Below are 21,174 nucleotides of genomic sequence, written 5' to 3' on the forward strand. Positions count from 1 at the left end.
TTTTTAGCCAAAATGGCTTGAATGGCCAGTATGGACATATTAGAAAGAAGAGACGCATATCACCAGAGAATTCCTCCGCCAGACTTAGCGCAATGGCATCTGTACGTCCGCGATACGATGCAAGAGTACTGCGGCAATAAAAGTCATACAAACAGACAGCGTCATGACTGGAAAGCCGCTCGCAATAAAGCGCTTTCAGATGCGCTGTAGCGCACACAGAAGCGCTGGCGGCGACGGTAGGCGTAAACATCTTCCACATGACCGTTTTTGATGCGTGCCTGCAGACCTCGCCAGTAGTCGGCGCGCAGCAGATCGGCGTGCATCTCTTCAAATAGCGGTCCGATGCGCGGGTCGGCGCACAACCAGTGGCGAAACTCCTCCGGGAAAACATCGCCCGGCGAGACGCTATACCAGGGTTCGGCACTCAGTTCATCTTCCGGGTAACGCGGCGGCGGAATATCACGGAAGTTGACCTCCGTCATATAACAGATCTCGTCATAATCGTAGAACACTACGCGCCCGTGACGGGTGACGCCAAAGTTTTTAAACAGCATATCGCCGGGAAAAATATTCGCCGCAGCAAGCTGGCGGATGGCGTTCCCGTACTCTTCCACCGCATCGCGCAACTGCGAACCATGTACCCGCTCGAACCAGAGATTAAGCGGCACCATGCGGCGCTCAATATAGAGATGACTGATGGAGATGCGATCCCCAAGGTCGGTGATTTTCTGCGGCGCCTCCTGGAGCAATAGCGCCATTAACGCCGGGTCAATCTGGCGCTTTTCCAGAACGAAGTGTTCAAACTCTTGTGTATCCGCCATACGCCCGACGCGATCATGTTCCTTCACCAGTTGATAGCAGGCGCGCACATGCGCCGCGCTCATCTCTTTTTGCGGCGGGAATTTATCTTTGATGACCTTAAAGACCCTGTCGAAGCCCGGCAGCGTGAAGACCAGCATCACCATGCCGCGAATACCCGGAGCTTCAACAAACTGCTCGTCCGAGGCATGGATATAATTCAGGTATTCGCGATAGCTTTCCGTTTTACCGTGCTTCTGGCAGCCAATAGCCATGTACAGTTCAGCGGTGGTTTTACCCGGCAGAATCTCCCTTAACCACTCGATGGTGGCTGCGGGTAACGGGGCATACACCATAAAATAGGAGCGGGCGAAACCGAACACGATACTGGCCTCCGAGTGCGAGGTCAGACAGGTATCGACAAACAGCTCGCCTTCGTCTGTACGATGAATCGGCAGCAGGAAGGGAAGCGTGCCCGCAGGGGTGATCAATTTGCCCACTAACCATGCCGCTTTATTACGGTAAAACAGCTCGTTTGCGACCTGCAAATGGGACTGACGCAATGTATCGGCGCCAAATGTCTCTGTCAGGTGAGTAATGATATAACCAACATCCCGCGCTTTATCCTGCCAGGGCAGACGCAGCGGCAGATCGGTTAATACCTTGGTTAACAGGGATTCCCAGCCACGCTCAGGCCAAAAGTCCTTCGCCAGCGGGCGTGGAATGGTGCGAAAGCGCCGTTCCGGCTGAGAGCTGAAAATAAACAGGCGCTCGGGGCTAAGCGAGCGGTGATCGAACAAGCGGCAGTAGACGGAGTTAAAAAAACTCTCAGCAATTTCGAAGCGCGGGTAGTCCGGTAACAGGTGGGTGTAATGCTCTTTCACCCGTAGCAGAAATTCGGCATCAGGCTGCTGACTGTCGGTGATGCAGCGTAGTTGCTCCACAACCAGCCCAACGTGGTGATCGTAAAGATGGATGCGCTGCTTCATCGCCTGCTGAACGGCATGCCAGTCCGCCAGTTCGAAACGCTGCTGCGCGCCGGCAGTCACTTCCAGAAAGCGCCCGTATTGCGCATCGAAACCTTGCAGAATGGTTTGTGCAATCAGTAATTCCAGGCCACGCGACATCGCATCTTTCCCCTCACCCCGGCCTCTCCCTCCAGGGAGAGGGGGGAAACGTTATCCAGCCAACCCCGAAAACTGCACGGATCGATCCTCTCTCCCCTGAGGGGAGAGAGTTACGGTGAGAGGTGTCAGAACTGAGCTTCTTCCGTCGAGCCCGTTAAGGCGGTAACAGAGGACGCCCCGCCCTGGATGATGGTGGTCACTTTATCGAAGTAGCCCGTGCCCACCTCCTGTTGGTGAGACACGAAGGTGTAGCCCTCTTTGGCGGCGGCAAACTCTGGCTGCTGCACTTTTTCAACGTAGTGACGCATCCCCTCACCCTGCGCATAGGCGTGTGCCAGGTCGAACATGTTGAACCACATGCTGTGAATGCCCGCCAGGGTAATAAACTGGTATTTGTAGCCCATCTCCGACAATTGCTGCTGGAAGCTGGCAATGGTTTTGTCGTCCAGATTTTTCTGCCAGTTGAACGACGGCGAGCAGTTATACGCCAGCAGCTTGCCAGGGAATTTCGCATGAATAGCATCGGCAAAGCGTTTCGCCAGCGCCAGGTCGGGTGTTGAGGTTTCACACCACACCAGGTCGGCATACGGCGCATACGCCAGGCCACGGCTAATAGCCTGTTCGATCCCGGCGCGGGTACGGTAGAACCCTTCGCTGGTGCGCTCGCCGGTGATGAACTCGCTGTCATAAGGATCGCAATCTGAGGTAATCAGGTCCGCAGCATCCGCATCGGTACGGGCAATCACCAGCGTCGGTACGCCCATGACATCTGCCGCCAGACGCGCAGCCACCAGTTTCTGAATCGCCTCTTGCGTCGGTACCAGCACTTTTCCGCCCATGTGGCCGCATTTTTTCACCGAAGCCAGTTGATCTTCGAAGTGAACGGCCGCTGCACCGGCTTCAATCATCGATTTCATCAGTTCAAAGGCATTCAGTACGCCGCCAAAACCGGCTTCGGCATCCGCCACGATCGGCAGGAAATAATCGGTGTAACGCGGATCGTTCGGTTCAATACCCGCTGACCATTGGATCTGATCCGCGCGGCGGAAGGTGTTGTTGATCCGATCGACCACAGCCGGAACGGAGTTGGCCGGGTAGAGCGATTGATCCGGATACATACTGGAGGCCAGGTTCGCATCTGCCGCCACCTGCCAGCCCGACAGATAAATCGCTTCGATGCCTGCTTTTGCCTGTTGCAATGCCTGCCCGCCAGTCAGTGCGCCAAGGCTGTTGATATAGCCTTTTTTCGCCTCACCATGCAGCAGACGCCACATTTTCGCTGCGCCCATCTGCGCCAGCGTGCATTCCGGGTTCACCGAGCCACGTAATTTCACCACCTCTTCCGCGCTATAAGGACGCGTGATGCCTTCCCAGCGAGGGTTAGTCCATTCTTTTTTCAGTTCTTCTATTTGTTGGGTACGGGTTTTCATGTGCAGATGCTCCATATTCTCGTCCTGGCTTTCCAGGCGTTATTGGTGAAGGCAGTTTGGTCACGAGAAGCCGCGCAAAAACCGGAGCGTACTTAGCGTACGTGAGGGTTTTGAGCACTGTCCGGGGCCAAAATGGCGAACAAAATAGCCTGGGCACTAAGCCAGCAGGCGATAGCCTGGCAACGTCAGGAAGTCGATTAACTCATCAGAGGTGGTGATCTGCTCCATCAGGCGGGCAGCATCATCGAAACGTCCGCTACTAAAGCGGTGTTCGCCCAACTCTTCCTGAATCACAAGCATCTCTTCGGCCAGCATTTGACGGAACAGGGCCTTCGTGACCGGTTTGCCGTTGCTGAGCGTTTTCTCGTGATGGATCCACTGCCAGATTGAGGTACGCGAGATTTCAGCCGTCGCCGCATCTTCCATCAGACCATAAATCGGTACACAGCCGTTGCCGGAGATCCACGCTTCGATGTACTGAACGGCCACGCGGATATTGGCGCGCATCCCCTCTTCTGTGCGTTCGCCATCGCAGGCCGCCAGCAGTTGATCTGCCGTGGTGGGGGCGTCGCTCTCACGCGTAACTGCCAGTTGGTTTTTGTTTTCACCCAGCACCTCGTTAAAGACAGCCATGGCCGTATCTGCCAGGCCCGGATGCGCAATCCACGTACCGTCATGGCCGTTGTTGGCTTCCAGTAACTTGTCCGCTTTTACTTTATTGAGTACCTGGTTGTTGCGTTCAGCATCTTTACTGGGAATAAAGGCCGCCATGCCGCCCATGGCGAACGCGCCACGGCGATGGCAGGTTTTAATCAGCAGCCGCGAATAGGCGCTCAGGAACGGTTTATCCATCGTTACCACCTGACGATCGGGTAGCACACGGTCCGGGTGGTTTTTCAATGTCTTGATATAGCTAAAGATGTAATCCCAACGGCCACAGTTCAGGCCAACAATGTGGTCACGCAGCGCATATAGGATTTCATCCATCTGGAAGACGGCAGGCAACGTCTCAATCAACAAGGTTGCCTTGATGGTGCCGCGCGGCAGGTCGAAGCGATCTTCGGCATAACAGAAGACTTCACTCCACCATGCCGCTTCCTGCCATGCCTGGGTCTTCGGCAGATAAAAGTAAGGACCGCTGCCTTTTGCCAGCAACGCTTTATGGTTGTGGAAGAAATAGAGCGCAAAATCGAAGAGGCTGCCAGGGATAGCTTCGCCGCGCCAGGTCACGTGTTTTTCTGGCAGATGCAAGCCACGGACGCGACAAATCAGTACCGCCGGATCGGGCTTGAGCTGGTAAATTTTCCCGGCTTCATTGGTGTAGCTGATGGTGCCATTCACCGCATCACGCAGGTTAATTTGCCCATCGATCACTTTATCCCAGTCCGGTGAAAGGGAGTCTTCGAAATCCGCCATGAAGACTTTCACGTTGGCATTAAGCGCATTGATCACCATTTTGCGTTCAACCGGCCCGGTGATCTCAACACGGCGATCCTGCAAATCTTCCGGGATACCGCGAATAGTCCAGTCGCCCTCACGAATGGAATTAGTTTCCGAAATAAAATCAGGCAGCTTGCCGTTGTCGATATCCTGCTGCTGTTGCATACGCGCAGCCAGTAGCTTATTGCGCTGTGGCGTAAAGCGTGTCACCAGCTCCGTAAGGAATTCGACCGCTTCCGGGGTCAGAATTTGCTTTTCCATTTCGCCATAAGGCTTATTAAAAGCCAACTCACCTGTCGTCGTTGCCTGCTGTGTCATTGCGCTGCTCCTCATCATCGTTGATCCGCGTACACTCCCCAACGCGAACGAAAGATCGTTGTATGGTTTTCGTTCAGCACAATTAAGACTACTCATTTAATTTTCAAAATCAAAAACAATTTCCATTTTAATTTAAAAAACAACTTAACTATTTGATAACAATGGATTTAAAATTTAATTACTTGCTGGAGGGAATTTCAGGCATGAAAAAGGCACCCGAAGGTGCCTGAAATGGGGAGCTGAAACGCTTTAGGATCGTGCTGAAACGTTAATCAAGCGTTGGGTTCATATGGCTCAGATCGAACGGCGTAATCTGGTACACGTAGTAGTTCAGCCAGTTGGTAAACAACAAATTGCCATGGCTACGCCATGTCGCATGTGGCTTGTTCCGGGGATCGTCGTTAGGGAAATAGTTATACGGGATTTCCGGTGACAGCCCGGCCTCAACATCACGGAAATACTCACCTGCCAGAGTATTAGCATCGTACTCAGGATGGCCGGTAACAAAGGCGATACGCTTATCTTTGCTGGCGAACAAATAGGCATCGCCCTGATCGCTTTCAGCCAGGATTTCCAGGTCGGTATAGTCACGAATCAGTGCCGCCGGGAAATCAGCATAGCGTGAGTGCGGCGCGAGGAACGTATCATCAAAACCACGAGTCAGCAGAGCGTGCGGATGTAAAATGTGGTGCTCATAGACGCCGGACAGTTTTTCACTGCGGGTTTGCTTAGGAATACCGTAAAGGATGTTCAGTGCGGCTTGTACCGCCCAACAGACAAACAACGTGGAGGTGACATGGTCTTTTGCCCACTCCAGTACCTGTTTGATCTGCGGCCAGTAGGCAACATCGTTAAATTCAACCAGACCCAGTGGCGCACCGGTTACAATCAAGCCATCGAAGTTCTCTTCTCTGATTTCATCAAAGTTACAGTAGAAGTTGTTGAGGTGTTCCACTGGCGTGTTGCGTGATTCACGTGCGTCAATGCGCAGTAGCTTGATATCCACCTGCAGTGGCGAGTTGGAGAGTAACCGCAGAAATTGGTTCTCTGTCTCGATCTTCTTTGGCATCAGGTTGAGGATAAGTACCTTGAGCGGACGAATTTCCTGACCTGTAGCACGCGATGTCGTCATCACAAAGACGTTTTCATCACGCAAGAAATTGACGGCTGGTAGCTCGTCCTGCACCCGAATCGGCATAACTTATATCCTCACTGCATACGTTTAAACGTTTAGACATCCAGATAGCTGACAATACCCAGGAATAAGCGAGTTGTCGAGTCTGCATGTAGAAGGTGAGAAAGTTTCACGAAAGTGTTTGCGTTAGAATATAAGCGCGCATAACAGGAGACAATATGGTTATTAGTATTCGTCGTTCGCGACCTGAGGAAGGAGAGAGACTGATCGCTATCTGGTGCCGCTCGGTCGATGCGACACATGATTTTTTGTCCAGAGACTATCGGGCAGAGCTGGAGGAGCAGGTGAGTGCATTTTTACCGACGGCGCCGCTTTGGGTTGCCGTCAATAAACAGGATGAACCCGTTGGGTTTATGCTACTCAACGATAAACATATGGATGCACTGTTTATTGATCCTGACGTTCGCGGCAGCGGCGTAGGGAAACGACTGGTTGAACACGCCCTGTTGTTGGCCCCCAACTTAACGACCAATGTTAATGAGCAAAACGAGCAGGCCATTGGGTTCTACCTTAAGCTGGGATTTATGGTAACCGGACGAAGCGAAAAGGATGATTCCGGCAGACCATATCCACTGCTGCATTTACGCTATCAACAGTAATGTTCACCGCTTAACTCTTTTTTACCGCTCCGCAATCAGCGCCATCACAGCGTCATCGCTCAGGGGTGTTGATTGCGCGTGCGTTATCAAGCAGCGATAACGCATTCGCGTCGCACCTGCGACGACTTCCTGCAGGATACGTTCTTCGACCTGCGATAATCCGCCCTCGTTCATTTCCAGCGCGCTGATAACAATGTCAAAGCGGTCTGTGCGCAGCAGTTTCCTGAACCATGAACGGGGTCGGATCTGTTCGATCAGGTCCCACAGAACTTTTTCGGCCTTGAAAAAATCAGCAATAAGCAGGCGTTGATTACTAAAGGCACCGCTTCCTGCTACATCCTGCTTACGCTCAATGTTGCGAACGGTGATATGATTTTTGCGAACCTGGATATAAAGAACAGACATGAAAAATTCCTTTTATCATGCGAAGAAAACGCAAAAAGCCCATCCGTGAGGATGGGCTTCTTACTTGTTTGATGCCTGGCAGTTCCCTACTCTCACATGGGGAGACCCCACACTACCATCGGCGCTACGGCGTTTCACTTCTGAGTTCGGCATGGGGTCAGGTGGGACCACCGCGCTAAAGCCGCCAGGCAAATTCTGTTGCCAGAAACGAATCTTTTTCACTGTGGCTGCGTTGGCTGCATCCGCAAAGTCAGTCACATACTCATGTATGCTCCTTCCTTTACTTCATTTGCCGCCTTGCCTCAGCGTAAAATCTTTCGTTCCCGAAAATCTGTAATCAATGCTGAAAATCTTCTCAATCCGCCAAAACATCTTCGGCGTTGTAAGGTTAAGCCTCACGGTTCATTAGTACCGGTTAGCTCAACGCATCGCTGCGCTTACACACCCGGCCTATCAACGTCATCGTCTTTAACGTTCCTTTAGTGTCCTTAAAGGACAAGGGAGAACTCATCTCGGGGCAAGTTTCGTGCTTAGATGCTTTCAGCACTTATCTCTTCCGCATGTAGCTACCGGGCAATGCCATTGGCATGACAACCCGAACACCAGTGATGCGTCCACTCCGGTCCTCTCGTACTAGGAGCAGCCCCCCTCAATTCTCCAGCGCCCACGGCAGATAGGGACCGAACTGTCTCACGACGTTCTAAACCCAGCTCGCGTACCACTTTAAATGGCGAACAGCCATACCCTTGGGACCTACTTCAGCCCCAGGATGTGATGAGCCGACATCGAGGTGCCAAACACCGCCGTCGATATGAACTCTTGGGCGGTATCAGCCTGTTATCCCCGGAGTACCTTTTATCCGTTGAGCGATGGCCCTTCCATTCAGAACCACCGGATCACTATGACCTGCTTTCGCACCTGCTCGCGCCGTCACGCTCGCAGTCAAGCTGGCTTATGCCATTGCACTAACCTCCTGATGTCCGACAGGATTAGCCAACCTTCGTGCTCCTCCGTTACTCTTTGGGAGGAGACCGCCCCAGTCAAACTACCCACCAGACACTGTCCGCAACCCGGATCACGGGTCCACGTTAGAACATCAAACATTAAAGGGTGGTATTTCAAGGTTGGCTCCACGCAGACTGGCGTCCACGCTTCAAAGCCTCCCACCTATCCTACACATCAAGGCTCAATGTTCAGTGTCAAGCTATAGTAAAGGTTCACGGGGTCTTTCCGTCTTGCCGCGGGTACACTGCATCTTCACAGCGAGTTCAATTTCACTGAGTCTCGGGTGGAGACAGCCTGGCCATCATTACGCCATTCGTGCAGGTCGGAACTTACCCGACAAGGAATTTCGCTACCTTAGGACCGTTATAGTTACGGCCGCCGTTTACCGGGGCTTCGATCAAGAGCTTCTCCTTACGGATAACCCCATCAATTAACCTTCCGGCACCGGGCAGGCGTCACACCGTATACGTCCACTTTCGTGTTTGCACAGTGCTGTGTTTTTAATAAACAGTTGCAGCCAGCTGGTATCTTCGACTGATTTCAGCTCCACCCGCAGGGGCTTCACCTACATATCAGCGTGCCTTCTCCCGAAGTTACGGCACCATTTTGCCTAGTTCCTTCACCCGAGTTCTCTCAAGCGCCTTGGTATTCTCTACCTGACCACCTGTGTCGGTTTGGGGTACGATTTGATGTTACCTGATGCTTAGAGGCTTTTCCTGGAAGCAGGGCATTTGTTACTTCATCACCGTAGTGACTCGTCATCACACCTCAGCCTTGATTATCCGGATTTGCCTGGATAACCAGCCTACATGCTTAAACCGGGACAACCGTCGCCCGGCTAACATAGCCTTCTCCGTCCCCCCTTCGCAGTAACACCAAGTACAGGAATATTAACCTGTTTCCCATCGACTACGCCTTTCGGCCTCGCCTTAGGGGTCGACTCACCCTGCCCCGATTAACGTTGGACAGGAACCCTTGGTCTTCCGGCGAGCGGGCTTTTCACCCGCTTTATCGTTACTTATGTCAGCATTCGCACTTCTGATACCTCCAGCATGCCTCACAGCACACCTTCAACGGCTTACAGAACGCTCCCCTACCCAACAACACTTAGTGTCGCTGCCGCAGCTTCGGTGCATGGTTTAGCCCCGTTACATCTTCCGCGCAGGCCGACTCGACCAGTGAGCTATTACGCTTTCTTTAAATGATGGCTGCTTCTAAGCCAACATCCTGGCTGTCTGTGCCTTCCCACATCGTTTCCCACTTAACCATGACTTTGGGACCTTAGCTGGCGGTCTGGGTTGTTTCCCTCTTCACGACGGACGTTAGCACCCGCCGTGTGTCTCCCGTGATAACATTCTCCGGTATTCGTAGTTTGCATCGGGTTGGTAAGCCGGGATGGCCCCCTAGCCGAAACAGTGCTCTACCCCCGGAGATGAATTCACGAGGCGCTACCTAAATAGCTTTCGGGGAGAACCAGCTATCTCCCGGTTTGATTGGCCTTTCACCCCCAGCCACAAGTCATCCGCTAATTTTTCAACATTAGTCGGTTCGGTCCTCCAGTTAGTGTTACCCAACCTTCAACCTGCCCATGGCTAGATCACCGGGTTTCGGGTCTATACCCTGCAACTTAACGCCCAGTTAAGACTCGGTTTCCCTTCGGCTCCCCTATTCGGTTAACCTTGCTACAGAATATAAGTCGCTGACCCATTATACAAAAGGTACGCAGTCACCCCATTAAGAGGCTCCCACTGCTTGTACGTACACGGTTTCAGGTTCTTTTTCACTCCCCTCGCCGGGGTTCTTTTCGCCTTTCCCTCACGGTACTGGTTCACTATCGGTCAGTCAGGAGTATTTAGCCTTGGAGGATGGTCCCCCCATATTCAGACAGGATACCACGTGTCCCGCCCTACTCATCGAGCTCACAACCTGTGTGCTTTCGTGTACGGGGCTGTCACCCTGTATCGCCGGACTTTCCAGACCGTTCCACTAACACACAAGCTGATTCAGGCTCTGGGCTGCTCCCCGTTCGCTCGCCGCTACTGGGGGAATCTCGGTTGATTTCTTTTCCTCGGGGTACTTAGATGTTTCAGTTCCCCCGGTTCGCCTCGTTTGACTATGTATTCATCAAACGATAGTGCAACGGATTGCACTGGGTTTCCCCATTCGGACATCGCCGGGTCAAAGGTTCATATCACCTCGCCGGCGCTTTTCGCAGATTAGCACGTCCTTCATCGCCTCTGACTGCCAGGGCATCCACCGTGTACGCTTAGTCACTTAACCTCACAACCCGAAGATGTTTCTTTCGATTCATCATCGCGCTGCAAAAATTTGAGAGACTCGAACACACCGCCATCTGTTCTTATTACGGAGAACAGACACTGTGTGTCGTTTCAATTTTCAGCTTGATCCAGATTTTTAAAGAGCAAATATCTCAAACATCACCCGAAGATGAGTTTTGAGATATTAAGGCAGGTGACTTTCACTCACAAACCAGCAAGTGGCGTCCCCTAGGGGATTCGAACCCCTGTTACCGCCGTGAAAGGGCGGTGTCCTGGGCCTCTAGACGAAGGGGACACTTAAGTCTCACTCGCAAGACGCCTTGCTTTTTACTTTTCATCAGACAATCTGTGTGAGCACTACAAAGGCAGGTTCTTTAAGGTAAGGAGGTGATCCAACCGCAGGTTCCCCTACGGTTACCTTGTTACGACTTCACCCCAGTCATGAATCACAAAGTGGTAAGCGCCCTCCCGAAGGTTAAGCTACCTACTTCTTTTGCAACCCACTCCCATGGTGTGACGGGCGGTGTGTACAAGGCCCGGGAACGTATTCACCGTGGCATTCTGATCCACGATTACTAGCGATTCCGACTTCATGGAGTCGAGTTGCAGACTCCAATCCGGACTACGACATACTTTATGAGGTCCGCTTGCTCTCGCGAGGTCGCTTCTCTTTGTATATGCCATTGTAGCACGTGTGTAGCCCTGGTCGTAAGGGCCATGATGACTTGACGTCATCCCCACCTTCCTCCAGTTTATCACTGGCAGTCTCCTTTGAGTTCCCGGCCGGACCGCTGGCAACAAAGGATAAGGGTTGCGCTCGTTGCGGGACTTAACCCAACATTTCACAACACGAGCTGACGACAGCCATGCAGCACCTGTCTCACGGTTCCCGAAGGCACTAAGGCATCTCTGCCGAATTCCGTGGATGTCAAGACCAGGTAAGGTTCTTCGCGTTGCATCGAATTAAACCACATGCTCCACCGCTTGTGCGGGCCCCCGTCAATTCATTTGAGTTTTAACCTTGCGGCCGTACTCCCCAGGCGGTCGACTTAACGCGTTAGCTCCGGAAGCCACGCCTCAAGGGCACAACCTCCAAGTCGACATCGTTTACGGCGTGGACTACCAGGGTATCTAATCCTGTTTGCTCCCCACGCTTTCGCACCTGAGCGTCAGTCTTTGTCCAGGGGGCCGCCTTCGCCACCGGTATTCCTCCAGATCTCTACGCATTTCACCGCTACACCTGGAATTCTACCCCCCTCTACAAGACTCAAGCCTGCCAGTTTCGAATGCAGTTCCCAGGTTGAGCCCGGGGATTTCACATCCGACTTGACAGACCGCCTGCGTGCGCTTTACGCCCAGTAATTCCGATTAACGCTTGCACCCTCCGTATTACCGCGGCTGCTGGCACGGAGTTAGCCGGTGCTTCTTCTGCGGGTAACGTCAATCAACACGGTTATTAACCGTACTGCCTTCCTCCCCGCTGAAAGTGCTTTACAACCCGAAGGCCTTCTTCACACACGCGGCATGGCTGCATCAGGCTTGCGCCCATTGTGCAATATTCCCCACTGCTGCCTCCCGTAGGAGTCTGGACCGTGTCTCAGTTCCAGTGTGGCTGGTCATCCTCTCAGACCAGCTAGGGATCGTCGCCTTGGTGAGCCATTACCTCACCAACTAGCTAATCCCATCTGGGCACATCCGATGGCAAGAGGCCCGAAGGTCCCCCTCTTTGGTCTTGCGACATTATGCGGTATTAGCTACCGTTTCCAGTAGTTATCCCCCTCCATCGGGCAGTTTCCCAGACATTACTCACCCGTCCGCCACTCGTCACCCAAGGAGCAAGCTCCTCTGTGCTACCGTTCGACTTGCATGTGTTAGGCCTGCCGCCAGCGTTCAATCTGAGCCATGATCAAACTCTTCAATTTAAAAGTTTGATGCTCAATGAATTAAACTTCGTAATGAATTACGTGTTCACTCGTTGAGACTTGGTATTCATTTATCGTCCGAGGACGTTAAGAATCCATGTCACCTTGAGTGCCCACACAGATTGTCTGATAAATTGTTAAAGAGCAGTGCAACGCGGCTTTCGCTCACCGTTGCGAGGTGGCGTATATTACGCTTTCCTCTTTCAGAGTCAACCCGTTATTTCAGGATTTTCTCTTCAACCGACTCGGCTGTTTGTGTGAAGTGATTCACATCCGCCGTGTCGATGGAGGCGCATTATAGGGAGTTCTCCGCAGGCCGCAATAGAAAAATTGCAGAAAAATGACTGACTGCTGCATTCCACAGCAAAAGCCCGCCTTATACCCTTTTGCACACAGACTTATCCACAATGCTGCGAAAAAGTGAAAATTCGCGAGCGTTGCGCAAACGTTTTCGTTAAAATGCCCCCGCTAAAACAAGGATGCCCCGTAAGGGGCGTTAGCTGAGTTTTTAGATGAAAATTCAGCTAACGCTCTCTGTAATCGTCAAATCCAGGGGATTTACCATGCAACAACGTCGTCCAATCCGCCGCGCGCTGCTCAGTGTTTCTGACAAAGCCGGTATCGTCGAATTCGCCCAGGCACTTTCTGCACGCGGTGTGGAACTGCTATCTACAGGGGGCACTGCCCGTCTGTTAGCTGATAAAGGCCTGCCGGTGACCGAAGTTTCCGATTACACCGGTTTCCCGGAAATGATGGATGGACGCGTTAAGACCCTGCATCCGAAAGTGCATGGTGGGATCCTTGGCCGCCGCGGCCAGGATGATGCCATCATGGCTGAGCACAGCATCTCTCCTATTGATATGGTCGTTGTTAACCTTTATCCGTTTGCCCAGACCGTCGCCCGCGAAGGCTGTTCTCTGGAAGATGCGGTAGAGAATATCGATATCGGCGGCCCGACCATGGTGCGCTCGGCGGCGAAGAACCATAAAGATGTCGCCATCGTTGTAAAGAGCAGCGACTACAACGCTATTATTGAAGAGATGGATGCCAACGAAGGCTCCCTGACCCTCGACACCCGCTTCGACCTCGCCATTAAAGCCTTCGAACACACCGCCGCCTACGACAGCATGATCGCCAACTATTTTGGCAGCATGGTGCCGGCCTATCACGGCGAGACAAAAGAAGCCGCCGGCCGCTTCCCGCGCACCCTGAACCTGAACTTCATTAAGAAGCAGGATATGCGCTACGGCGAAAACAGCCACCAGCAGGCAGCCTTCTATATAGAAGAAGAGATCAAAGAAGCCTCTGTTGCGACCGCGCAGCAAGTTCAGGGCAAAGCGCTTTCCTATAACAATATCGCCGATACCGATGCCGCACTGGAATGTGTGAAAGAGTTCAGCGAGCCGGCCTGCGTTATCGTTAAACACGCTAACCCATGCGGCGTAGCGGTCAGTTCCTCTATTCTGGATGCTTACGATCGCGCGTACAAAACCGACCCAACCTCCGCGTTCGGCGGTATCATCGCCTTTAACCGCGAACTGGATGCGCAGACCGCGCAGGCTATTATCTCCCGCCAGTTTGTAGAAGTGATCATTGCACCGTCTGCGACTGAAGAAGCCCTGAAGATCACTGCCGCGAAACAGAACGTCCGCGTGCTGACCTGTGGTGAGTGGACCGCACGCGTCCCCGGTCTTGATTTCAAACGCGTTAACGGCGGCCTGCTGGTTCAGGACCGCGATCTGGGTATGGTGACCGAAGGCGAACTGCGTGTTGTTTCCAAACGCCAGCCGACCGAACAGGAACTGCGTGATGCGCTGTTCTGCTGGAAAGTGGCGAAGTTCGTGAAATCCAACGCTATCGTGTATGCCAAAGAGAACATGACCATTGGCATAGGCGCAGGTCAGATGAGCCGCGTCTACTCCGCGAAAATCGCCGGGATCAAAGCAGGCGATGAAGGTCTGGAAGTGAAAGGTTCCGCGATGGCCTCTGATGCGTTCTTCCCGTTCCGTGATGGTATTGATGCCGCTGCCGCCGTTGGCGTGAGCTGTGTGATTCAGCCAGGCGGTTCTATCCGTGATGACGAAGTGATTGCCGCTGCCGACGAACACGGTATTGCGATGATCTTCACCGACATGCGTCACTTCCGCCATTAATTTTCGGAGCAGACAATGAAAGTATTAGTGATTGGTAACGGCGGGCGCGAGCACGCGCTGGCATGGAAAGCGGCACAGTCACCGCTGGTCGACACCGTTTTCGTCGCACCGGGCAACGCAGGCACAGCGCTGGAACCCACGCTGCAAAACGTCGCCATTGGCGTAACCGATATTCCGGCGCTGCTGAGCTTTGCTCAGAGCGAGAAGATTGATCTGACCATCGTTGGCCCGGAAGCGCCGCTGGTGATTGGCGTTGTGGATGCGTTCCGTGCCGCAGGGCTGAAAATCTTCGGCCCAACCGAAGGCGCTGCTCAACTGGAAGGCTCTAAAGCCTTCACCAAAGATTTCCTCGCGCGTCATAACATTCCGACAGCGGAATACCAGAACTTCACCGAAGTGGAACCTGCGCTGGCCTGGCTGCGCGAAAAAGGCGCTCCGATCGTTATCAAAGCAGACGGTCTGGCTGCCGGTAAAGGCGTGATCGTGGCAATGACGCTCGAGGAAGCCGAAGCGGCCGTCAATGACATGCTGGCTGGCAACGCCTTTGGCGACGCAGGCCACCGTATCGTTATCGAAGAGTTCCTCGACGGTGAAGAAGCCAGCTTTATCGTGATGGTTGACGGTGAGCATGTGCTGCCTATGGCGACCAGCCAGGATCATAAACGCGTCGGTGATGGCGATACCGGTCCGAATACGGGCGGTATGGGCGCTTATTCCCCCGCTCCGGTGGTGACGGATGAAGTCCACCAGCGCACCATGGAGCGTATCATTTGGCCAACCGTTAAAGGTATGGCCGCCGAAGGGAATACCTATACCGGCTTCCTGTATGCCGGTCTGATGATCGACAAACAGGGCAACCCGAAGGTTATCGAGTTCAACTGCCGCTTCGGCGATCCGGAAACCCAGCCGATCATGCTGCGCATGAAATCCGATCTGGTGGATCTGTGTCTCGCAGCCTGCGATGGCAAGCTGGATGAGAAAACCTCCGATTGGGATGAGCGCGCGTCTCTTGGTGTCGTTATTGCTGCGGGTGGTTATCCGGGTAATTACAACACCGGTGACGAGATCCACGGACTGCCGCTGGAAGAAGTGGCGGATGGCAAAGTCTTCCACGCCGGCACAAAGCTTTCCGACGATGACCGCGTTCTTACCAACGGCGGTCGCGTGCTGTGCGCGACTGCGCTGGGCCACACCGTTGCCGAAGCACAGAAGCGTGCATACGCCTTAATGGAAAATATCCAGTGGGAAGGTAGCTTTAGCCGTAAAGATATCGGTTATCGCGCAATTGCCCGCGAGCAAAACAGCTAACGGCTGAGCTTTGCCAGCAGCGTTTTGCGCGTGATGCCCAACTGACGGGCGGCTTCTGTTTTGTTGCCGCCCGTTTTTTCGAGCGCAGCGAGGATCGCTTCTTTCTCTACATCGACCAGCGGCTGAATAACATCATCGCCGTGTGGCGCGTTCGCAATCGGCGTACCGACAATCGCCAGTGGCAGCTCGCGCTCAGAAATAAACTCTCCGGTCAGCAAGACCACCGCCCGTTCAATCGCATTCTCCAGCTCACGAATATTGCCCGGCCATGTGTAGTGAATCAGCAAGTCCATCGCCTGCGGCGTAAATCCCTGTACCGCTTTACGGTTACGCTCGGCGTAACGTTGCAGGAAATAACGCGCCAGCGGAGGGATATCTTCCCTGCGTTGACGCAGCGGCGGCATGTCGATAGTCACGACGTTCAGGCGGTAGTAGAGATCCTGACGAAAACGCCCGGCGCTAACCTCCCCGGCTAAATCCCGGTGGGTGGCGGCAATCAGCCGTACGTCAACCGAAAGGGTCTGGTTGCTGCCCACGCGCTGCACCTCGCGCTCCTGAATCGCCCGCAACAGACGCACCTGCATTAACGGGGAGATATCGCCGATCTCATCGAGGAAGAGCGTGCCGCCATCTGCTTCAACAAAGCGCCCGTCCCGACGTTTGTCCGCGCCGGTGAACGCGCCTTTCTCATGGCCAAACAGCTCCGACTCCAGCAACGACTCGTTGAGCGCCGCACAGTTGAGGGTAACCAACGGCCCGTGGCTGCGACCACTGCTGGCGTGCAGCGCCCGTGCGACCAGCTCTTTCCCGGTTCCCGACTCGCCGTGAATCAATACCGTCGCATCGGAGGGCGCAACCAGCGCAATATTATTCAGCAGCGCCCGCATCGCCGGGCTATCCCCCACCATGCCAAACTGAGCAGCGGGGGTGCCTGTGACAGGGGACTCACTCAGCCGCGTATGCGCCAGCGCCTGAGACAGCGTCTGCTGCAACTTGTCAAAGTCCAGCGGCTTGATGAGGTAGTCCAGCGCACCGGATTTCAGCGCCTCCACTGCGGTATCGACGCTGGAGTACGCGGTCATGATCAGAACGGGAATCGACGGGTTCAAGATTTTGATCTCTTTCAGCGTTTCGATACCGTCCATCTCCGCCATGCGAATATCGCAAAGCACCAGATCAAACACCTGCTGACGTACCTGTTCCAGCGCCTGTACGCCGTTATGAGCCAGCGCAACCCGGTATCCCCAGCCCCGCAACAGCGCCTGTAAAATAGTGCAGTGGCTGATGTCATCGTCCACCACCAGAATATCGACCTGCCCGCCACTCATCCTTGTTCATCCTTTTGTTGCCCGTTGACCGGCAAAAAGAGAGTAAATACCGCGCCCTTGCCGGGAGCACTCCCGGCATGAATTATTCCGCCGTGCTGCTCAATAATGTTCTGCACGACGGCCAGGCCAAGCCCGGTGCCGTCGGCTCTGGTGGTGTAATACGGCGTGAAGATGGCCTGTAACTGTTCCGCCGTCATCCCCTTACCACTGTCCGCAACGCTTACCTTAACTCGCCCGTCGCCACATTCGCTCGCTGCGACCGTAATTACGCCATCGTGATCAATGGCGTGGATAGCATTAAGGTAGAGGTTCAGCAGCACCTGCTTCAAACGATCCGGATCGGCCTGGATGCGGCATAGCTCTGGCTGCGGGGTGAAATTGAGCATAATCGCCCGACTGGCGGCATCCTGGCTAACCAACCGAAGCGAATGTCTAATCACTTCATTCAGATCAACGGACTGGTAGGTTAAATGGGCCGGACGCACCAGTTCCAGCATCTCACTGACGACCCGGTTCAGACGATCGGCCTCCTTCGCCATCACCTGGGCCAGTTGATGCGCTTCTCCATCAGGCGGAGTGCGTTCGGCAAAATACTTTGCCAGCCCCTTGATGGAAGACAGCGGATTGCGGATCTCATGCGCGACCCCTGCGGCCAGATGCCCAAGCGCCACCAGCTTTTCTTTACGCGCCATCGCCTCCTGCAATTGTTTACGCGAATGCTGATAGCGGCGAAACCAGAACTGGCTCAACACCGTTGCAATCATTACCACCCCTGCCGCGCAAAGCATAATGACCATATTGCGCAGGCCACGGGCATTGGCCGTGTCCAGTTCTCGTGTATCAAAGGCGATGAAAATCACCTGCGGTAGCCCGGCACGCTGTTCGGCAGATTCGCGGGGCATCATACGCATATGATGCCCACCACCGCTGTTCAGCGGGCGGAATTGACGATAAATCTCCAGAGCCGGTTCCGGCTGTTCGAGCCGCCGCCAGCGTTCCTCCAGGTCAATCTTCAGTTCGTGCATCGTATCGGCGGAGTACAGTGTCCCGCCAACCTGGTTCGGATCACTATGGGCAAGAATTTTGCCGTTCTCATCCGTCACCGCAAACCACAGCACGCCAGGCTGCCAGGCCATCTCCTCCAGCAGTGCCTGAAGTTGCGTATGATGCATACGCATACCCAAACCCACGCGGGTTCCGGACTCCAGGGCGCGAATCAACACGCTGCCTTTCTCCTGGATAGTCTGCCGCACAGCCTCATTTTCCCGGCCATAATCACGCACGATAAGCGCGGAGAACAGGCACACCAGTAGCAGAATAAAGCCAGTCAATAGCCAGCTCAGACCCACGGCGACGGAATCCTTCGACAACCGCATCATGTTCATTACTACTCCCTTTATTTGCTGCTCCCGTTCACGCAGCAGAAATCATGCCATTTTTCCGCCACGGCAAACCTGCCTCCTGCCATAAACCCGCAAGGAAAACGAGTAAAAATGACCCGTCTCGCCCTTCATCGTGAGTCATTTTTACTCGCCCCACCGGCCTGTAGCGCAACAATACCCCTATATTCTGCTGGTTTCTCATCCTGGCATGGAAGATGCAAATCACTAAATAACGACAACCAGGAGAATGAACCATGAAACGGAACCAAAAACTGACGCTGACACTCATCACCCTCGCCGCGCTGACTTTAGGTAGCAGCTCAGCATGGGCCAGGCACCACGGGAATAACGGTAACGGGATGGGCCCGCAGGGCTATAGCCAACTGACCACCGAACAACAGGCTACTGTCCAGAAGCTACATAACGATTTTTATGAGCAAACCCGTGCGTTACGTCAGCAACTCACCTCAAAACGTTATGAATACAATGCGTTATTAACCGCAGATAAGCCGGACAGCGCAAAAATAGAGTCCGCAGCCCAGGAAATGGAAACGCTAAGCCAAAAACTGGACCAGCAGCGAGTCAAGTTTGATATCGCCTTAGCACAGGCAGGGATTCCTCGCGGTGAAGGTATGGGACGCGGAAGTTGTGGCGGAGGCCGCGACCATATGGGAATGAATCACTGGTAAAACTTAGAAACTTTTCTCAGTTGGCTGCCAGGTACAAAAATCCTCATTTGCCACCAGCAGCAACTGAGATCCTTCGGGACCTTCCAGCCACGCTACGCTCACTTCCGCCGATGAATGATTCTGCCGACGCTCTATATGGCTGATAGCCAGAGAATCGAGGTCGGGTTTGATGGTTTGACCTTCGCATGTTGTAACGGAACCATTGGCATGCCAACGGCCCTGGCGCAGCACGACGCGCCCCAGGCGCAATGCGTCGCTGGTCTGCCGTAGCTGGTTTGCACGATAACGGTAGAGCGCGACCTGATCGCTGGAAAGCTGCTCTTTCTGACCATTGACTTCACGCTGCATGAAACTCAGCTCGCCGTGGTCATCAAAGCGCACGCGGATGTGTTCCGGTGTTTTACCATAGATATTAAGTTCAATCAGCCGAAGCTCATCGCCCTGCCAGCGGTATTCACTTAAAGAGGTATTCCCGTTGTGCCAAGGGCTAAAAGCGGCGAGAAGATGGGTCTCGCTGTCTGAATCTTTGCGCCAAAGGCGCTCTGCTCCCTGGTCCCCGGCATAGCCGCTGGCGGTGAAGGGGGGGAGTGAGGAGTTGTGGCTACAGGCAGTTAATAACAGCACGCCCGCCAGCACCCGTGATCGGCGCCAGAAAGACAAAAGGGGCCGCAAAGCCCCTTCGATAAAACTGTTCACTGCCACGCCTGTCTTACTTAACAGAGTCTTTCAGTGCCTTACCAGAAACAAACGCCGGTACATTAGCTGCGGCGATTTTGATTTCTTTACCGGTCTGCGGGTTGCGGCCAGTACGCTCAGCGCGGTGGTTCACTTTGAAGGTACCGAAACCAACCAGTTGTACAGCATCGCCTTCTTTCAGAGACTCAGTAATCGCAGCCAGGGTGGATTCCAGAGCAGCTTTCGCTTGCGCTTTAGACAGATCAGCCTTGTCTGCAATTACATCAATCAGTTGAGTCTTGTTCATAAGTTATCCTTTCAATGTGTTTATCGCTTGCTAAGCATCGAGTGCGACGGAAATGCCAGAAAAGCACTCTCCTGCATACACGCACCGATAGCCACTTTTTTTCGCCCCCCAAATGTAGACCAGACGGGGGTGCGAAGGGAAGCCTCCCAGGACGACAAAACAGGCGTTAAATCACGTTTTGTTGTCTCATTGCTGCAAATTTATACCGATATTACTGTCCCCGGCCTCACGCAGGTCTGCGCGCAGGCCTTTGATCAGTTCAATATCGCGTTCTTCACAAGCAGCCAAAAGGCGGAAAATCTCCCACTGAATGTCCCATTCCTGCTCCACCGCTGGGTTTTCTTTGAGCTCTTCGTCGGTCATTTCGCGACCTGCGTGAGTCATTTCCAGCATCGCAACGGTGGTAATAGACGTCTTGCTAACCTCAATCGCGTACTCTGTCGATTCACCGCTCAGGAGAGCATGAATAAGATCGCTTAGCGCCACACAAGCATCAATCGCCGGGTAGACACCGTACATATCGTAGTCGTCAGCCGAAGGAATTGCCTCTTCCAGCTTCTCAAGCTGGTTATCGAAATTCACCTTTGCATCTTTTACCGTCAGCGTTTCCCACACCAAATCGAGAATGCGGCGATAAAGCTGCGGATCGCCAAACTCCGTTTCCTGGCAGAACATGGCGTAATTGGGATACATGCGCTCGCAAAGAGAGGCCATAAAGGTAACGTGCTGCCACGTTGCCAGCTTCTCCAGACGCAGGTGAATCGGGTTTTGTAACATGATAGGTTCTCTGATGCAGAAATTAGCGGCAGTGTAC

The 21,174-nt window shown here is 53.7% G+C and carries 14 protein-coding genes, 1 tRNA gene and 3 rRNA genes; 4 read left to right on the forward strand and 14 right to left on the reverse strand.

Features of this window, described 5'->3' with window-relative positions; translation table 11 throughout:
• Window positions 1-161 precede the first annotated feature (161 nt).
• The 4 genes from aceK to metA all read right to left on the reverse strand — a co-directional run bounded on the left by aceK (window position 162) and on the right by metA (window position 6,311).
• On the reverse strand, window positions 162-1,925 hold the full coding sequence (gene aceK / locus ACS0RQ_RS25790) for a bifunctional isocitrate dehydrogenase kinase/phosphatase (RefSeq protein WP_271851753.1): 1,764 nt from the start codon (window positions 1,923-1,925) through the stop codon (window positions 162-164).
• Between the two features lie 125 nt (window positions 1,926-2,050).
• Window positions 2,051-3,355: an isocitrate lyase gene (gene aceA / locus ACS0RQ_RS25795; protein WP_103245891.1), complete on the reverse strand. Its 1,305-nt coding sequence runs from the start codon at window positions 3,353-3,355 to the stop codon at window positions 2,051-2,053.
• A gap of 156 nt (window positions 3,356-3,511) precedes the next feature.
• Window positions 3,512-5,113: a malate synthase A gene (aceB, locus tag ACS0RQ_RS25800; protein ID WP_039076764.1), complete on the reverse strand. Its 1,602-nt coding sequence runs from the start codon at window positions 5,111-5,113 to the stop codon at window positions 3,512-3,514.
• Between the two features lie 268 nt (window positions 5,114-5,381).
• Window positions 5,382-6,311, reverse strand: a complete 930-nt coding sequence (gene metA / locus ACS0RQ_RS25805; RefSeq protein WP_271851752.1) for a homoserine O-acetyltransferase MetA — start codon at window positions 6,309-6,311, stop codon at window positions 5,382-5,384.
• A gap of 155 nt (window positions 6,312-6,466) precedes the next feature.
• Here metA and ACS0RQ_RS25810 point away from each other — a divergent pair, with 155 nt between their 5' ends.
• Entirely contained in the window at window positions 6,467-6,907 is a 441-nt protein-coding gene (locus tag ACS0RQ_RS25810; RefSeq protein ID WP_271851751.1) for an acetyltransferase, read from the forward strand.
• A gap of 21 nt (window positions 6,908-6,928) precedes the next feature.
• Here the strand turns inward: ACS0RQ_RS25810 and ACS0RQ_RS25815 are convergent, their stop codons facing one another.
• The 5 genes from ACS0RQ_RS25815 to ACS0RQ_RS25835 form a co-directional block, all read right to left on the reverse strand.
• Window positions 6,929-7,312 (reverse strand): YjaA family stress response protein, encoded by a 384-nt coding sequence (locus tag ACS0RQ_RS25815; protein WP_271851750.1) that lies wholly within the window; start codon window positions 7,310-7,312, stop codon window positions 6,929-6,931.
• A 73-nt stretch (window positions 7,313-7,385) separates the two neighbouring features.
• Window positions 7,386-7,501: ribosomal RNA gene (gene rrf / locus ACS0RQ_RS25820) — 5S ribosomal RNA — on the reverse strand.
• Window positions 7,502-7,696: 195 nt separating this feature from the next.
• Window positions 7,697-10,597: ribosomal RNA gene (locus ACS0RQ_RS25825) — 23S ribosomal RNA — on the reverse strand.
• A 218-nt stretch (window positions 10,598-10,815) separates the two neighbouring features.
• Window positions 10,816-10,891: transfer RNA gene (locus ACS0RQ_RS25830), tRNA-Glu, on the reverse strand.
• A gap of 85 nt (window positions 10,892-10,976) precedes the next feature.
• Window positions 10,977-12,518 (reverse strand): 16S ribosomal RNA (locus ACS0RQ_RS25835).
• The 16S, 23S and 5S rRNA genes sit together here with 1 tRNA gene alongside, the layout of an rRNA operon.
• Window positions 12,519-13,081: 563 nt before the next feature.
• Here ACS0RQ_RS25835 and purH point away from each other — a divergent pair.
• Window positions 13,082-14,671: a bifunctional phosphoribosylaminoimidazolecarboxamide formyltransferase/IMP cyclohydrolase gene (gene purH, locus ACS0RQ_RS25840; protein WP_071193740.1), complete on the forward strand. Its 1,590-nt coding sequence runs from the start codon at window positions 13,082-13,084 to the stop codon at window positions 14,669-14,671.
• A gap of 15 nt (window positions 14,672-14,686) precedes the next feature.
• Entirely contained in the window at window positions 14,687-15,979 is a 1,293-nt protein-coding gene (purD, locus tag ACS0RQ_RS25845) for a phosphoribosylamine--glycine ligase (RefSeq protein ID WP_271851718.1), read from the forward strand.
• Here the strand turns inward: purD and zraR are convergent.
• Both zraR and zraS read right to left on the reverse strand, forming a co-directional pair.
• A complete protein-coding gene (gene zraR / locus ACS0RQ_RS25850; protein ID WP_271851717.1) occupies window positions 15,976-17,307 on the reverse strand; it encodes a sigma-54-dependent response regulator transcription factor ZraR in 1,332 nt (443 codons plus the stop codon). The two genes, purD and zraR, sit on opposite strands and share 4 nt — an antisense overlap.
• Complete coding sequence (gene zraS / locus ACS0RQ_RS25855) at window positions 17,304-18,692, reverse strand: two-component system sensor histidine kinase ZraS (protein ID WP_334634328.1); 1,389 nt, start codon at window positions 18,690-18,692, stop codon at window positions 17,304-17,306. The genes zraR and zraS overlap by 4 nt, the downstream gene beginning before the upstream one ends.
• A 251-nt stretch (window positions 18,693-18,943) precedes the next feature.
• On the opposite strand from zraS, the gene zraP reads away from it, so the two are divergent.
• A complete protein-coding gene (gene zraP, locus ACS0RQ_RS25860) occupies window positions 18,944-19,378 on the forward strand; it encodes a zinc resistance sensor/chaperone ZraP (RefSeq protein ID WP_271851713.1) in 435 nt (144 codons plus the stop codon).
• A 3-nt stretch (window positions 19,379-19,381) separates the two neighbouring features.
• Here zraP and ACS0RQ_RS25865 read toward each other — a convergent pair whose 3' ends face one another.
• From ACS0RQ_RS25865 to ACS0RQ_RS25875, 3 genes are all read right to left on the reverse strand, one after another.
• Window positions 19,382-20,074, reverse strand: a complete 693-nt coding sequence (locus ACS0RQ_RS25865) for a DUF1481 domain-containing protein (protein WP_039076841.1) — start codon at window positions 20,072-20,074, stop codon at window positions 19,382-19,384.
• Window positions 20,075-20,087: 13 nt separating this feature from the next.
• Window positions 20,088-20,360, reverse strand: a complete 273-nt coding sequence (gene hupA, locus ACS0RQ_RS25870; RefSeq protein ID WP_035890328.1) for a nucleoid-associated protein HU-alpha — start codon at window positions 20,358-20,360, stop codon at window positions 20,088-20,090.
• Window positions 20,361-20,546: 186 nt separating this feature from the next.
• Window positions 20,547-21,137: a YjaG family protein gene (locus tag ACS0RQ_RS25875; protein ID WP_071193735.1), complete on the reverse strand. Its 591-nt coding sequence runs from the start codon at window positions 21,135-21,137 to the stop codon at window positions 20,547-20,549.
• Window positions 21,138-21,174: the final 37 nt, after the last annotated feature.

Source organism: Phytobacter diazotrophicus, from assembly GCF_052061655.1.
GTDB lineage: Bacteria > Pseudomonadota > Gammaproteobacteria > Enterobacterales > Enterobacteriaceae > Phytobacter > Phytobacter diazotrophicus.

What these genes read in the sequence shown, in the direction of transcription:
- aceK (WP_271851753.1), bottom strand. Translation starts at nt 1,925, where the DNA reads ATGTCGCGTGGCCTGGAATTACTGATTGCACAAACCATTCTGCAAGGT.
- aceA (WP_103245891.1), bottom strand. Translation starts at nt 3,355, where the DNA reads ATGAAAACCCGTACCCAACAAATAGAAGAACTGAAAAAAGAATGGACT.
- aceB (WP_039076764.1), bottom strand. Translation starts at nt 5,113, where the DNA reads ATGACACAGCAGGCAACGACGACAGGTGAGTTGGCTTTTAATAAGCCT.
- metA (WP_271851752.1), bottom strand. Translation starts at nt 6,311, where the DNA reads ATGCCGATTCGGGTGCAGGACGAGCTACCAGCCGTCAATTTCTTGCGT.
- ACS0RQ_RS25810 (WP_271851751.1), top strand. Translation starts at nt 6,467, where the DNA reads ATGGTTATTAGTATTCGTCGTTCGCGACCTGAGGAAGGAGAGAGACTG.
- ACS0RQ_RS25815 (WP_271851750.1), bottom strand. Translation starts at nt 7,312, where the DNA reads ATGTCTGTTCTTTATATCCAGGTTCGCAAAAATCATATCACCGTTCGC.
- purH (WP_071193740.1), top strand. Translation starts at nt 13,082, where the DNA reads ATGCAACAACGTCGTCCAATCCGCCGCGCGCTGCTCAGTGTTTCTGAC.
- purD (WP_271851718.1), top strand. Translation starts at nt 14,687, where the DNA reads ATGAAAGTATTAGTGATTGGTAACGGCGGGCGCGAGCACGCGCTGGCA.
- zraR (WP_271851717.1), bottom strand. Translation starts at nt 17,307, where the DNA reads ATGAGTGGCGGGCAGGTCGATATTCTGGTGGTGGACGATGACATCAGC.
- zraS (WP_334634328.1), bottom strand. Translation starts at nt 18,692, where the DNA reads ATGAACATGATGCGGTTGTCGAAGGATTCCGTCGCCGTGGGTCTGAGC.
- zraP (WP_271851713.1), top strand. Translation starts at nt 18,944, where the DNA reads ATGAAACGGAACCAAAAACTGACGCTGACACTCATCACCCTCGCCGCG.
- hupA (WP_035890328.1), bottom strand. Translation starts at nt 20,360, where the DNA reads ATGAACAAGACTCAACTGATTGATGTAATTGCAGACAAGGCTGATCTG.
- ACS0RQ_RS25875 (WP_071193735.1), bottom strand. Translation starts at nt 21,137, where the DNA reads ATGTTACAAAACCCGATTCACCTGCGTCTGGAGAAGCTGGCAACGTGG.